Origin of the sequence: Rhodopseudomonas sp., assembly GCF_036404135.1 — a bacterium.
Taxonomy (GTDB): domain Bacteria; phylum Pseudomonadota; class Alphaproteobacteria; order Rhizobiales; family Xanthobacteraceae; genus Rhodopseudomonas_A.
Map to the genome: position 1 here is coordinate 67,066 of NZ_DASWPE010000040.1, position 12,447 is coordinate 79,512.

Annotated in this window: 12 protein-coding genes; 7 read left to right on the plus strand and 5 right to left on the minus strand. The window is 65.3% G+C overall.

Features of this window, described 5'->3' with window-relative positions; all coding sequences use genetic code 11:
* Positions 1 to 108: 108 nt before the first annotated feature.
* Together VGC77_RS05055 and VGC77_RS05060 are read right to left on the minus strand one after the other, a co-directional pair.
* Positions 109 to 1,002 (minus strand): LysR family transcriptional regulator, encoded by an 894-nt coding sequence (locus tag VGC77_RS05055; RefSeq protein ID WP_331170479.1) that lies wholly within the window; start codon positions 1,000 to 1,002, stop codon positions 109 to 111.
* 46 nt (positions 1,003 to 1,048) lie between these two features.
* Complete coding sequence (locus VGC77_RS05060) at positions 1,049 to 1,972, minus strand: LysR family transcriptional regulator (protein WP_331170480.1); 924 nt, start codon at positions 1,970 to 1,972, stop codon at positions 1,049 to 1,051.
* Positions 1,973 to 2,259: 287 nt separating this feature from the next.
* Here VGC77_RS05060 and mdcA point away from each other — a divergent pair, with 287 nt between their 5' ends.
* The 7 genes from mdcA (at position 2,260) to VGC77_RS05095 (ending at position 8,550) form a co-directional block, all read left to right on the plus strand.
* The gene (gene mdcA, locus VGC77_RS05065) at positions 2,260 to 3,918 is read left to right on the plus strand and encodes a malonate decarboxylase subunit alpha (RefSeq protein ID WP_331170481.1); all 1,659 of its coding nucleotides are present in this window, start codon (positions 2,260 to 2,262) and stop codon (positions 3,916 to 3,918) included.
* On the plus strand, positions 3,918 to 4,856 hold the full coding sequence (locus VGC77_RS05070; RefSeq protein ID WP_331170482.1) for a triphosphoribosyl-dephospho-CoA synthase: 939 nt from the start codon (positions 3,918 to 3,920) through the stop codon (positions 4,854 to 4,856). The genes mdcA and VGC77_RS05070 overlap by 1 nt, the downstream gene beginning before the upstream one ends.
* On the plus strand, positions 4,844 to 5,137 hold the full coding sequence (locus VGC77_RS05075) for a malonate decarboxylase subunit delta (protein WP_331170483.1): 294 nt from the start codon (positions 4,844 to 4,846) through the stop codon (positions 5,135 to 5,137). The genes VGC77_RS05070 and VGC77_RS05075 overlap by 13 nt, the downstream gene beginning before the upstream one ends.
* Positions 5,134 to 6,006, plus strand: coding sequence for a biotin-independent malonate decarboxylase subunit beta (mdcD, locus tag VGC77_RS05080; RefSeq protein WP_331170484.1), 873 nt, complete (start codon positions 5,134 to 5,136; stop codon positions 6,004 to 6,006). Before VGC77_RS05075 ends, mdcD begins: the two co-directional genes overlap by 4 nt.
* Positions 6,003 to 6,827 carry a biotin-independent malonate decarboxylase subunit gamma gene (gene mdcE / locus VGC77_RS05085; protein WP_331170485.1) on the plus strand — a complete coding sequence of 275 codons (825 nt, stop codon included), beginning with the start codon at positions 6,003 to 6,005 and terminating at the stop codon, positions 6,825 to 6,827. Before mdcD ends, mdcE begins: the two co-directional genes overlap by 4 nt.
* A gap of 266 nt (positions 6,828 to 7,093) precedes the next feature.
* Complete coding sequence (gene mdcH, locus VGC77_RS05090) at positions 7,094 to 8,029, plus strand: malonate decarboxylase subunit epsilon (protein WP_331170486.1); 936 nt, start codon at positions 7,094 to 7,096, stop codon at positions 8,027 to 8,029.
* Between the two features lie 110 nt (positions 8,030 to 8,139).
* Positions 8,140 to 8,550: an AEC family transporter gene (locus tag VGC77_RS05095; RefSeq protein ID WP_331170487.1), complete on the plus strand. Its 411-nt coding sequence runs from the start codon at positions 8,140 to 8,142 to the stop codon at positions 8,548 to 8,550.
* On the opposite strand, the gene glp is transcribed toward VGC77_RS05095, so the two are convergent.
* From glp to fdhF, 3 genes are all read right to left on the minus strand, one after another.
* Positions 8,534 to 9,775 carry a gephyrin-like molybdotransferase Glp gene (gene glp, locus VGC77_RS05100; protein ID WP_331170488.1) on the minus strand — a complete coding sequence of 414 codons (1,242 nt, stop codon included), beginning with the start codon at positions 9,773 to 9,775 and terminating at the stop codon, positions 8,534 to 8,536. The genes VGC77_RS05095 and glp overlap by 17 nt on opposite strands.
* A 42-nt stretch (positions 9,776 to 9,817) precedes the next feature.
* A complete protein-coding gene (locus VGC77_RS05105) occupies positions 9,818 to 10,171 on the minus strand; it encodes a hydrogenase maturation nickel metallochaperone HypA (RefSeq protein ID WP_331170489.1) in 354 nt (117 codons plus the stop codon).
* Positions 10,172 to 10,271: 100 nt separating this feature from the next.
* Positions 10,272 to 12,443: a formate dehydrogenase subunit alpha gene (fdhF, locus tag VGC77_RS05110; protein ID WP_331170490.1), complete on the minus strand. Its 2,172-nt coding sequence runs from the start codon at positions 12,441 to 12,443 to the stop codon at positions 10,272 to 10,274.
* Positions 12,444 to 12,447 lie beyond the last annotated feature (4 nt).

Genomic DNA, 12,447 nt, shown 5'->3' on the forward strand with positions numbered 1-12,447 from the left:
GCCGCTGGCTCGCGGCCGCATCCTTCGAGGCCCTCGCTACGCTCGGGCACCTCAGGATGACGGCGCGGCAGGCGTAGTTAATAGAAGAGACATAGTTAGTCTCCAATCTCACCGCTGGATGGACTGCGACATCGCGCGCGCGGTGCGGATGAAGGCCAGCGCCGCCGGATGGTCGATGCCGTCGCGATGCGCCAGCGCCACCTCGGAGGGGCGGATGCCCTGCAGGTCGCGGATCACCACGTTGGGCAGCCGATAATGCTGCAGCGAGGCCGGCGCGATGGCGATGCCGACGCCGGCGGAGACCAGCGAGATCAGCGAATACATATCGCTGGCCGCGTGGGTCGCCGCAGGCCGGATCCCGGCCTGCTGCATCACCAGCGCCAGCGCCGCGGCAACGCCCGGCGCATTGAGTTGCGAATAGGTGACGAAGTCGGCGCCGTCGAGATCCTGCCAGTCCAGCAGCGGCCGCGACGCCAGCGGATGCGTCGCCGGCAGGAACAGCTTGTACGGCTCCTGATGGACCAGAATCGTCGACAGCCCGCGCGGCTCGGGCAGCGGAACGCGCAGAAAGCCGATGTCGAGTTCGCCGCTGCTCAGCAGCTTGACCTGCTCGGCGGTGAGGGAGTGGTGCAGGTCGAGTTCGACATGCGGCGCCTGCTTGCGAAATTCGGCGATCAATTGCGGGACGACATAGGCCGTCGCGGTGGAGATGAAGCCGATCCGCAGCCGGCCGATCTGGCCGGCCGCCGCCAGCCGCGCCCGCTCTACGGCGCGGCTGCCGAGCGCCAGAATCTTGCGGGCCTCGTCGCGATACAGCGTGCCGGCATAGGTCAGCGTGGTCTTCTTGTGCGAGCGCTCGAACAGATCGACGCCGAGTTCGCGCTCGAGCTTGTCGATCTGGGTGCTGAGCGCGGGCTGGCTGAGATGCAGCCGCTCCGCCGCGCGGGTGAAATGCAGCGTTTCCGCCACTTCGAGAAAGCATCGCAACTGGCTGGATTCCATATCGTGCTCCTTGGCCCGGCGGGATCGCCAAGCGCCACCCAGACCGTCAGTCGCTCGGCACCGGATCGCTGCTGTCGGCTTGCTGCTGCCGCCGGCTGCGCAACGTGAGGTCGATGAACAGTCGGCTGGCCGGCCGGGTGTCATCCTTGCGAAACGCAAGACCGATCTCGGCGGGCGGCAACCAGTTGGCCTCGACCAGCACCACGCCGGGAAGATTGTAGTTGCGCGCCGAGGTGGGTGCGACGGCGACGCCGAGGCCGGCCGCGACCAGCGCCACCAGCGTATACATCTCGCCGACCTCCTGGGCGATCGTCGGGTTGATGCCGTTAGTGTTGAGGCTGCGCATGATCAGGTCGTGATAGCCCGGCGCATTGCGGCGCGAATACATGATGAAAGGCGCATGCTGCAGATCGCGGGCCCGGATCGAGGTCTGTCGTGCCAGCGGATGATCGGCCGGCAGCAGCAGCACGTGGCGTTCCTTGTAGACGCCGGCGATCTCGACTTGATGCGGCGGCACCAAGGGCAGACGAACGAAGGCGACGTCGAGCGCTGCGGACTCGATCATCGCCAGGAGGTCGACATTGACGCGGTTTTGCAGACCGAGTTCGACCTGGGGATGGATGCGCCGGAACTCGCTGATCAGCCGCGGCATGAACCGCGCGGTGGTCGCGGTCGAGATGAACCCGATGTTGAGATAATTGAGGACGCCGGTCGAGGCGCGGCGGACCCGCTCGGTGGCCTGCTCGGACGCCGCCAGCATCTCGGCGATGTCGGCGCGGAAGATCTCGCCGGCGAAGCTCAGGCGGGTTTCGTGTCGATCGCGCAGCAGCAGCGGCACGCCGATCTCGTCCTCGAGCGCCTGCATCGCCAAGGTCAGCGCCGGCTGGGTGACGCCGAGCTTCTCCGCGGCCTTGCGGAAATGCAGATCCTCCGCGAGCGCCAGAAAGGCCTGGATCTGGCGGATTTTCATGAGCTGCCATCCTGCGGCCGGAAACGCCGCCGGCGGGACGATAGATCATGGCATTACGATTGGCAAAACTTATCAATATTTTGCTCATGCGAAATTATTTTGCCTCTTCACGGCTAAGATTTCGTCGGCGGCGGTTAAATCCGCCATCAAGAGAAGATATCATCTGAAAAACTAATCACAGATCGGAAAAAATACGATTTCTCAACTGAATGGCATGAGCGCAGGATCTGCTCATCATCAGCTGCGCGGTGCGAGTTCGCGCAATCCTTCCAGTGGAGAGATCAACGATGGATGTCGCAACAAGCGCAGGGGCCGTGGCTCGGTCGTGGGCCACCCGCCGCGAAGGCAAACAGCGTCGCATGGCATTCGTCAGTCCATGGATGAACGGCAAATTCCTCCCGCAGAACAAGACGGTCGAAGCGCTGGAACGCCTGCTGGTCCCGGGCGACCGGGTCATCATCGAGAGCGCGCAGAAGCAGGCGGACTTTCTGTCCCGCTCGCTCGCCAAGGTCAATCCGAAGAAGATTCATGACCTCAAGGCGGTGATCTGGGCGATCGCGCGTCCCGACCACATGGAGATCTTCGAACTCGGCATCGTCAGCGAGGTCGACTTCAGCTTTGCCGGTCCGCAAAGCCTGCGGCTAGCGCAAATGCTCGAAGACGGCCAGATCAAGGTCAATTCGATCAACACCTATATAGAACTGTCGGCGCGGATGTTCGTCGACCTGATCCCGAATGCGGTGCTGGTGTGCGCCGAAATGGCCGACCGCGAGGGCAACCTCTACACCGGCGCCCACACCGAAGACACGCCGTCGACGGTCGAAGCCGCAGCGTTCCGCGACGGCATCGTCATCGTTCAGGTCAACCAGATCGTCGACAAGCTGCCGCGCGTCGACATTCCCGGCGGCTGGATCGACGTCATTGTCGAGAGCGATCGTCCCTACGCCAAGGAGCCGATCCAGACCCGTGACCCCAAGGACATCAAGGAACTGCAGATCCTCACCGCGATGATGGTGATCCGCGGCATTTACGAGCGACATCAGGTGTTGTCGCTCAACCACGGCGTCGGCTTCGACACCGCGGCGATCGAACTCTTGCTGCCGACCTATGGCGGCAAGCTCGGCCTGAAGGGCAAGATCTGCCGCAACTGGATTCTCAACCCGCAGCCGACCTTGATCCCGGCGATCGAGAGCGGCTGGATCGAGAGCGTGCATTCCTTCGGCAACGAAGACGGCATGGAGAAATACGTCGCGGCGCGCCCCGACATCTACTTTACCGGCGCCGACGGCAGCCTGCGCTCCAACCGGGTGTTCTCGCAGCTCGCCGGCCACTACGCGGTCGACCTGTTCGCCGGCTCGACGCTGCAGATCGACGCCGAGGGCAATTCCTCGACGGTGACCAAGGGCCGGATCGCCGGGTTCGGCGGTGCTCCCAACCTCGGCAGCGACGCCCTCGGTCGTCGGCATCCGTCGCCGGCCTGGCTGTCGATGATCACGTCCGACGACGCCATCGTGCGCGGCCGCAAGCTGTGCGTGCAGGTGGTCGAGACCTTCAAGGCCGGCGGCGTGCCGCTGTTCGTCGAAACGCTCGACGCGGTTCAGGTCGGCAAGGACGCCAAGCTGCCGATCGCGCCGGTGATGATCTACGGCGAGGACGTCAGCCACGTCGCCACCGAGGAAGGCATCGCCTATCTCTACAAGGCGGACGGCATCGAAGAGCGGCGCGCCGCGGTCGCTGCGGTCGCCGGCGTCACCAAGGTCGGCCTGAAGTCCACCGCCAAGCAGGTCAAGGCGCTGCGCGAAAAAGGCGTGGTGGCCTATCCGGAAGATCTCGGCGTGCGTCGCTCCGACGCCACCCGCTCGTTGCTGTCGGCGCGCAGCATGAAGGATCTGGTGACCTGGTCCGGCGGGCTTTACGAGCCGCCGGCACGGTTCAGGAGCTGGTGATGCTATCAGCCCTTGCCCGACCTGCGCCGCAGGCAAGAGATCGCGCCGCGCCGTTGCCGGCGGCGATCGACGCGGCACGGCTCGCCACGCTGGCGGTCGAGTCGCTGATCGCCGAGGCCAGCCTGACGCCGAAGCCCGGGCTGGTCGATGGACGTGGCTCCGGCGCGCATGCCGACCTCGACCTCGCGCTGATGCATCGTTCGGCACGCGCGCTGTTTCCCTGCTTCAGCGCCATGGCCGGCGCGGTCGCCGGCGCCGCGCCGAGCCGGCAAGTTCGGGAACAGCTTGCCGCGATCGGCCGCGACGGCGAAGCCGCGATGTTCGCGGCGACCGTCGGGATCAACACTCACAAGGGGGCGATCTGGTCGCTCGGCCTCTTGATCGCGGGAGCGGTGATGGCGTCGCGCCCCGGCGATGCCGTGGAGGTGGCGGCGATCGCCGGACGCATCGCGCGGCACAGCGACAGCCGGATGCCGACCGACGCCAGCAACGGCAGCCGGGTGGCCGCGCGCTACGGCGTGCCCGGCGCCCGCGGGGAAGCCCAAGACGGCTTTCCTCATGTCGTTCGCGTCGGCTTGCCGGCGCTGCGACGGGCCCGCTCGCGCGGCATTGCCGAGACCTTCGCCAGGCTGGATGCACTGCTGGCGATCATGGCGGTGCTCGACGACACCTGCCTGCTGCACCGCGGCGGTCGCGACGCCCTCGACAGGGCCAAGACCGGCGCGGCGGAGATCCTGCGGCGGGGCGGCACCTCGACCAAGCCCGGCCGCGATGCCCTCGATCAGTTGGACGTCGATCTGCTCGCGCTGAACGCCTCTCCAGGCGGCAGCGGAGATCTGTTCGCCGCGACTTTGTTCCTGGACTCTCTCACTCACCTGTCGTCGGGCGCGCCTGTCGGCCTCGAGCAAAACGGAGATTTTTCGCAATGGAAACCCTGAACTTCGAGTTCCCTGCATCGAAGGCGAAAGCACGGCGCGCCCATGTCGGCGTGGTCGGCTCCGGCGATCTCGAAATCCTGATGGAGCCATCGTTGGACGGCGAGACCCGCGTCACCATCCAGACCAGCGTCTCCGGCTTCGCCGACACCTGGAAAGCGGTGATCGAGCGCTTTCTGCGGCAGCACCCGGAGGCTGCGAACATCGAAATCCACGATTTCGGCGCCACGCCGGGAACGGTGGCACTACGTCTTCAGCAGGCCGTCGAGGTGAGCCAATCATGACCTTCGAAACCACACTGTCCGATGACGTGCTCGCGCTCAGCGATCGCCGCAGCTACATCGAGCTCAACGCCCGCGCCCGCGCGCAACAGTTGCTCGACCACGGCACTTTCCGCGAACTGCTCGGTCCGTTCGACCGGATGGAATCGCCCTGGCTGCCGATGCAGGGCATCGTCACCCAGTCCGACGACGGCTGCGTCGTCGCCAAGGGCAAGATCGACGGCCAGCCCGCGGTGGTGATTGCCATGGAAGGCAAATTCCAGGGTGGCTCGATCGGCGAAGTCTGCGGCATGAAGATGGCCGAAGCCTTCCGGCTGGCCCGGCTCGACAACGAGAAGGGCATTCCGACCCGCGCGGTGCTGTCGCTGGAAAGCGGCGGCGTGCGGCTGCAGGAAGCCAATATGGGCGAATTGGTGATCGCCGAGATCTATGCGGAGATGATCGCGCTGCGCAAGCATATCCCGCTGATCGTGGTGATCACCGGGCCGACCGGCTGCTTCGGCGGCATGTCGCTCGCCGCGGGGCTGGCATCCTATGTGGTGATGACGCGGCAGGCCCGGCTCAGCATGAACGGCCCGGAAGTCATCGAGCTGGAAGCCGGCCAGGATGAATTCGTGGCCAGCGACAAGCCGTTCGTCTGGGGCGTCAATGGCGGCGCGCAGCGCTTCGCCACCGACTTCGCCGACGTGCTGCTCGAGGACGACGCGGACGCGGTGACCCGGGCGGTGATCGAACTGTTCCGCAAGGGCCAGCCGGCGCAATTGCGGACAGACAAGTACGAACTCTTCATCAAACGCCTGAAGTTTTTGGACCCCGCCAAGCAATGGGTCGCCGAGGACATCCGCAACGCATGGAAGGCAGTGGCGAAATGACCGATCCCCTGAACAATCGCGGCCGCAACTGGTTCGAGGCGCTGAGCGGCAGTAACGGCAAGGTCGAGGGCAATCCCGGCTCGCTGATGGTCGCCGAGGCCGTGCTCGGCGGCGAGAACACGGTGTTCGTCGGCGTCGCGCCGGATGCCAACGCCCGCTTTCCGCGCACCGGCCACACCGAGGTCGGGTTGGAAGAAGGCTGGTACGGCACCAGAAGCCTGCGTGCGGTGATCGAAGCCGACAAGGACGGGCCGAAGCGCCCGATCGTCACGGTGTGCGATTCCAAGAGCCAGGCCTATGGCCGCCGCGAGGAATTGTTCGGCATCCACGTCGCCGCCGCGGCGATCATCGCCGCCTACGCCGATGCCCGCGCCGCCGGTCATCCGGTGATCGCGCTGATCGTCGGGCGTTGCGTCTCGGGCGCGTTTCTGGCGCTCGCCGGCCAGGCCAACCGGCTGATCGCGTTCGACGATCCGGAAGTGCTGATCCATGCGATGTACAAGGACGCCGCCGCGCGCATCACCAAGCGCAGCGTCGCCGAACTCGACAAGCTCGGCGAGACCATCGTGCCGATGGCTTACGATATCGGCTCATTCAACAAGCTCGGCGCTCTGTACAAGCTGCTGAAGATCGCCGACCCGGACACGCCGACGCCGGCGAGCATCGAGCAGGTCAGGGCGGCGCTGATCGCAGCCATCGCCGAGGCGCGCAATTCGCCGCGCACGCTCGACGTCCGGCTGGAGTCGGACGGCGCCAAGGCCTTCCGCAAGGCCTCGATCAAAGTCCGCAAGATGATGACCGAGCAGTGGGCGGCGTCCTGACCACAACCAAGCGCTCGCCCGCCGCAAGGTCGGGCGAGTGCGGCTTCCCTCCGCGTTGAAAGGACGCCGCGGCGTCTGGCCTGCATCATGCCGATCCGCTCATTCCGCATCCGCGACGGCGTCGCCGACCTCCAGGTTGAGGCGAGGCAAGCAGGCTTGGCGCCGCGCGAATCTCGCGACCGCCGATCGCCGCGACACCGGCTGAACACCTGCGACGGCCGGCGACTGCTGCGCGACCCGTGGCGCATCACCGAGGAAGACTTGCCATGAGCGTCGCCTTTCTGTTTCCCGGGCAAGGATCGCAGCGCGCCGGCATGCTGCACGAATTGCCGGCGCATCCGAGCGTCGCGTCGACGATCGACGAAGCCAGCCAGCTTCTCGGCCGCGACGTGCTCGAACTCGACGAAGAGAAGACCTTGGAGTCGACGGTGTCGACGCAACTGGCGATCTACGTCGCCGGCGTCGCGATGGCGCGGGCGCTCGGCGCGGAAGCGGCTTTCCCCAGCGCCGTCGCCGGTCTGTCGGTGGGCGCCTACGCCGCGGCGACGACGTGCGGCGCGCTGGCGTTTCCGGACGGGCTGCGCCTGGTGCATCTGCGCGCCTCGCTGATGGAGCAGCAATTCACCACCGGCTATGGGCTCGCCGCCATCGTCGGCCTCGACGAAGAGCAGGTGACGGCGCTGGTCGCCCAGGCCAGCACGGAGGCCTTCCCAGTCTATGTCGGCAATCTCAACGCGCCGCGCCAGATCGTCGTCGCCGGCGCGCTGCCGGGCGTCGATCGCGTCGTCGAACTGGCGATCGCCACCGGCTGCAGGAAGGCCGAGCGGCTTGCGGTCCGGGTGCCGTCGCATTGCCCGCTGCTGCAGGGCGTCGCCGACGTGCTGGTCGAGAAGCTGAAGACGCTAAAGCCGGGCACGGTGCGGGCGCGCTACATCAGCAATCGCCGGGCGCGGCCGACCCGGGCGCTCGACCTCATTCGCGAGGACGTCGCCACCAACATCGCCCATCCGGTGCGCTGGCACGACTCTACCGAGGTGCTTGTCGAATTGGGTACCACGCTGTTCGTCGAGCTCAATCCCGGGCAGGTGCTGTCGAAACTGACGACCGAGGCGTTTCCGCAGGTGCCGTCGATCGCCACGGCGGCGATGCCGTTCAACAACGCCGCGCGGCAGATCCGCGACGCCATGGAGACGCTCGACTGACCGTTCCCGCATCACCGGCTCTCTGAGCGTCCCGCCTTCCGATCGCATATCCAACACCTCCACGGAGCCATTATGGCATCTTCGAATCCCTCAGCGGGGTTTTCAGCTGCATGCTGATTATCCTGCTGGGTTACTACCTGACGCAGATCAAATGGTTCAACAAGGACGTCGGCCAGCTATTCTCCAAATTCGCGATGACGGTGACGATCCCGCTCTACATAATCGTCAGCATGATGAAGTCGTACAAGAAGGAAGACCTGCCGCAGCTCGGCGTGGCGGTGATCGTGCCGCTGTGTTCGATGCTGGCGCTGTGGATCATCGGCATCGTCTTTTCCAAGCTGTTCAAGGTTCCGGACTATCGCAGTGGCGCGTTTCGGGCGATGTTCTTCGTCTCCAACAGCGCCTTCATCGGCTTTCCGGTGAACATCGCGCTGTTCGGCGAGCAGGCGACGCAGCCGCGATGTGCCGCGCGCGCGGCGGGAGCGCCGGCGCAGCAGAGCTTGTTCAGCCGTAAAGGCTGAGCAGCGGAATGCACGGCGCGAAATCGCCGGCGCGGATCGAGGTCAATTCCTCGGTCAGCTCCAACAGCGCATCGCCTTCGGTCAGCGAGGTGAGGATGCCGGTGCCCTTCTTCGGGTAGACATAAGCGATGCCGTCGGGCTTGATCTGCACGCGGACATATTCGCGCAGGCCGGACTTCTTGAGGTGGTGAAAGCCGCATTGCACGGACAGCCGCAAGCTCGGCACCGACGTCGCGCCCGCCAGACGATCCAGCAACGGCCGCCCGATAGCCCAGAACGTCACCATCGCGGCCACCGGGTTGCCCGGCAGGCCGAGCAGTGGCGTGCCATCCATCACGCCCAATGTCACCGGGTGTCCGGGCTTGATGGCGACCCGCCAGAATTCCAGCCGCCCGATCGATTCGATCGCGGCGCGCACGTGGTCTTCTTCACCGGCTGAAACCCCGCCCGAGGTGATCACCAGATCGGCGTTGCCGGCCGCTGTTCGCAGCGCCGCCTTGGTGGCCTCGGCCTCGTCGGGCAGAATGCCGCCATCGACGACGTCGATCTGCAAGCGCTGCAGCAAGCCGCACAGCAGGGCCCGGTTGGCGTCGTAGACCTGGCCGCGGCGCAGCGGGTGCGGCGGCGTGGCGATTTCATTGCCGGTGGAAAAGATCGCGACCCGCAGCCGCTTACGAACGGCGATGCTGTCGAAGCCGAGCGCCGCCAATAGCGCCAGGTCCGGCGGCATCAGCCGTCGCCCGGCGGGCAGCGCCAGTTTGCCGTGGCTGAGGTCCTCGCCGGCCAGCCTTCGGTTGGCGCCGCGGAAGATGCCTTGCGGAATGTGCAGCTTGCCGTCGATGACGGCGCAATCCTCCTGCATCACCACGGTGTCGGCGCCGCTCGGCAGCACCGCGCCGGTGAAGATGCGCCCGGCGCAACCGGGCGGCAGCGCGGCGTCCGGGGAGGGGCCCGCGGGCGTCCGTCCGTGCAGCGGCAGGATGGATGGCCCGTCCACGCGCAGATCGTCGAAACGCAGGGCGAAGCCGTCAATCGCCGAATTGTCGGCCGCCGGCAGGCTGATCGGCGCCGTCACGTCTTCGGCAAGCACCCGGGATACCGCGATGGCGAGCGCAACAGTCTCGGTGCCGACCTTGACGTCATAGGTTTCGGCGATACGCGCCTGCGCGCGGTCGAGCCGCATTGCGGCGATGCTATCGGCAAAACTGCTGCGGAGGATCTGCATCTTGGTCTCCCATCGCTTGATGGCGCTACGGACCGCCTGAAATCAAGCGGCTTTGCCGATGATCTCCATCTCGACCAGGCGCATCTGCGCGCCGCCGGAGGCGTCGAGCCGTTCACCGCCGCACGACGGGCAGATCTCGGTCCGGCTGGAGACGGTGGTTTCGGCGCCGCAATCCAGGCATTTGGCCTGGCCGGGCGGCCGGTCGATTTCGAGCAGCATGCCGTCGAGAAAGGTGTCCCGGGTGGTGATTTCAAAGGCGTAGCGCAGCGCGTCGGGGTCGAGGCAGCTCAACAGCCCGATTTCGAGACGCAGCCGTTTCACCATGTCGAAGCCGCGGCGGCGGCGCTCGTCCTCGAGTTGGCAGACGATCTCTTCACAAATGGTCATTTCATGCATGGCGCAGCTCCCTGGACGCGGTGGAAACCGCGGCCGCCGGGACGTCCGATCCTTGTCTGGATCGAACGGCCCGGCGGTCGAGGCTCAGGAGGTAGCTCGTTTAGGCCGGCTGAACCACCTTCGGCGCGACCGGATTGGCGGCCGCTGCGAGGCGCTTCTTCAGGTTGGTATAGTCCTGCTGAACGTGCGACTCGGCCCACACCTGGTCGGCGATCGCCTCGACACGCACCGCGGCGAACTTATATTCCGGCGTCTTCGAGATCGGATCGACGTGATGGATGGTCAGTTCGTTGCACGCGCCGATCCACCACTGGTAGGTCATGTAGACCACCCCGAGGTTGGTGCGCTCGGTGATCTTCGCACGCGAGATCACCTTGCCGCGACGTGACGCGACATAGACCAGCTGTTCGTCCTTGATCCCGAGCTTCTTAGCGTCGGCCGGGTTCATGGTGACGTAGCCCGGCTCGTCCGCCAGCGCGGTGAGGGCGGAGCAGTTGCCGGTCATAGAACGGCAGGAATAGTGCCCGACTTCGCGAACCGTGCACAGACCGAGCGGGTATTCCGCATCGACCTTCTCCAACGGCGGGCGCCATTCAGAGGCGAACAACAGGCCCTTGCCGCTGTTGGTCTGGAACTTGTTGCCTTCGTAAAGATAGGGCGTGCCGGGATGGCCTTCTTCCGGGCAGGGCCACTGGATGTAGCCGAGGCCCGACAGTCTTTCGTAGGTCGCCCCCTTATAGAGATCGCACAGGGAGATCAGCTCCGCCCAGATTTCGTCGGTCGAGGTGTACTTCATGGGATAGCCCATCGCGGTGGCGAGCAGGCCGTAGATTTCCCAATCGTGCTTGACGTCGCCCTTGGCATTCACCGCCTTGTAGAAGCGCTGGAAGCCGCGGTCGGCCGACGAGAACACGCCGTCATGCTCGCCCCACGAGGTCGCCGGCAGGATGACGTCGGCATACATCGCCGTCTTGGTCATGAAGATGTCCTGAACGACGATGAAGTCGAGCGCGGCAAAGCCCTTGCGCACCGCGTCGAGGTCAGGCTCGGTCTGAGCCGGATCTTCGCCGAAGATGTACATCGCCTTGAGTTTGCCCTCTTCGGCAGCGTGCGGCACGTCGGTGATCGACATGCCGATCTTGTCCGGCAGGCTCGGCACGCCCCAGGCCTTGGCGAACTTCGCCCGGGCGGCCGGATCGGTGACGTATTCGTAGCCGGGGAACACGTTGGGCAAGGCACCCATGTCGCAAGCGCCCTGCACGTTGTTCTGGCCACGCACCGGGCCGACGCCGACATTCGGACGACCGAGATTGCCGGTCAAGAGTGCCAGGCCGGACAGCCCCTTCACCACGTCGACCGCCTGCCCCCACTGCGTCACGCCCATGCCCCACAGGATGGTCGCCGACTTGGCGGCGGCATAGACGTGCATGGCTTCGCGGATCTGCGACGCCTTCAGGCCGGTGATGCTTTCAACGTATTCCGGCGTGTATTTCGCGACAGTTGCTTTGTATTCTTCAAAGCCTTCGGTGTATTTCTCGACGAAATCACGGTCATAAAGACCTTCGCTGATCAATACATTGGCGAAAGCATTGACCAGCGCCATGTTGGAACCGTTCTTCAACGACAGCCACATGTCGGAAATACGGGCGGTTTCGATGAAGCGCGGATCGCAGGTGATGATCTTGGCGCCCTTTTCCTTGGCCTTGAGGATGCGGCGCGCCACGATCGGATGGCTGTCCGCGGCGTTGTAGCCGAAGCACAGGATGCAATCGGTGTCTTCGATCTCGCAGATCGAGTTGCTCATTGCGCCGTTGCCGAGGGTGACCATCAAACCCGCCACCGATGGGCCGTGGCAGACCCGGGCGCAGCAGTCGATATTGTTGGTGCCGATTACCGCGCGGGCGAATTTCTGCGCGACGTAATTGGATTCGTTGCCGGTGCCGCGCGAGGAGCCGGTCAGCATGATCGAATCGGCGCCGTGCTTCTTCTTGATGTCGCCGAGCCGCTTGGCGGTGAAGGCGATGGCCTCGTCCCACGACACCGTCTCGAAGTCCGAATCGCGGGTCCGGCGCAGCATCGGCTGCCGCAGCCGGGGGGTGAGGATCTTGGTGTCGTTGATGAAATCCCAACCATAGTAGCCCTTCAGGCAGAGCTCGCCCTGGTTGGTGACGCCGTTCAGCGGCTCGGCGCCAACCACCTTGTCGTTCTCGACGAGCAGGTTGAGCTTACAGCCGGATCCGCAATACGGGCATACAGAGATGTGTTTTTCCATGGTC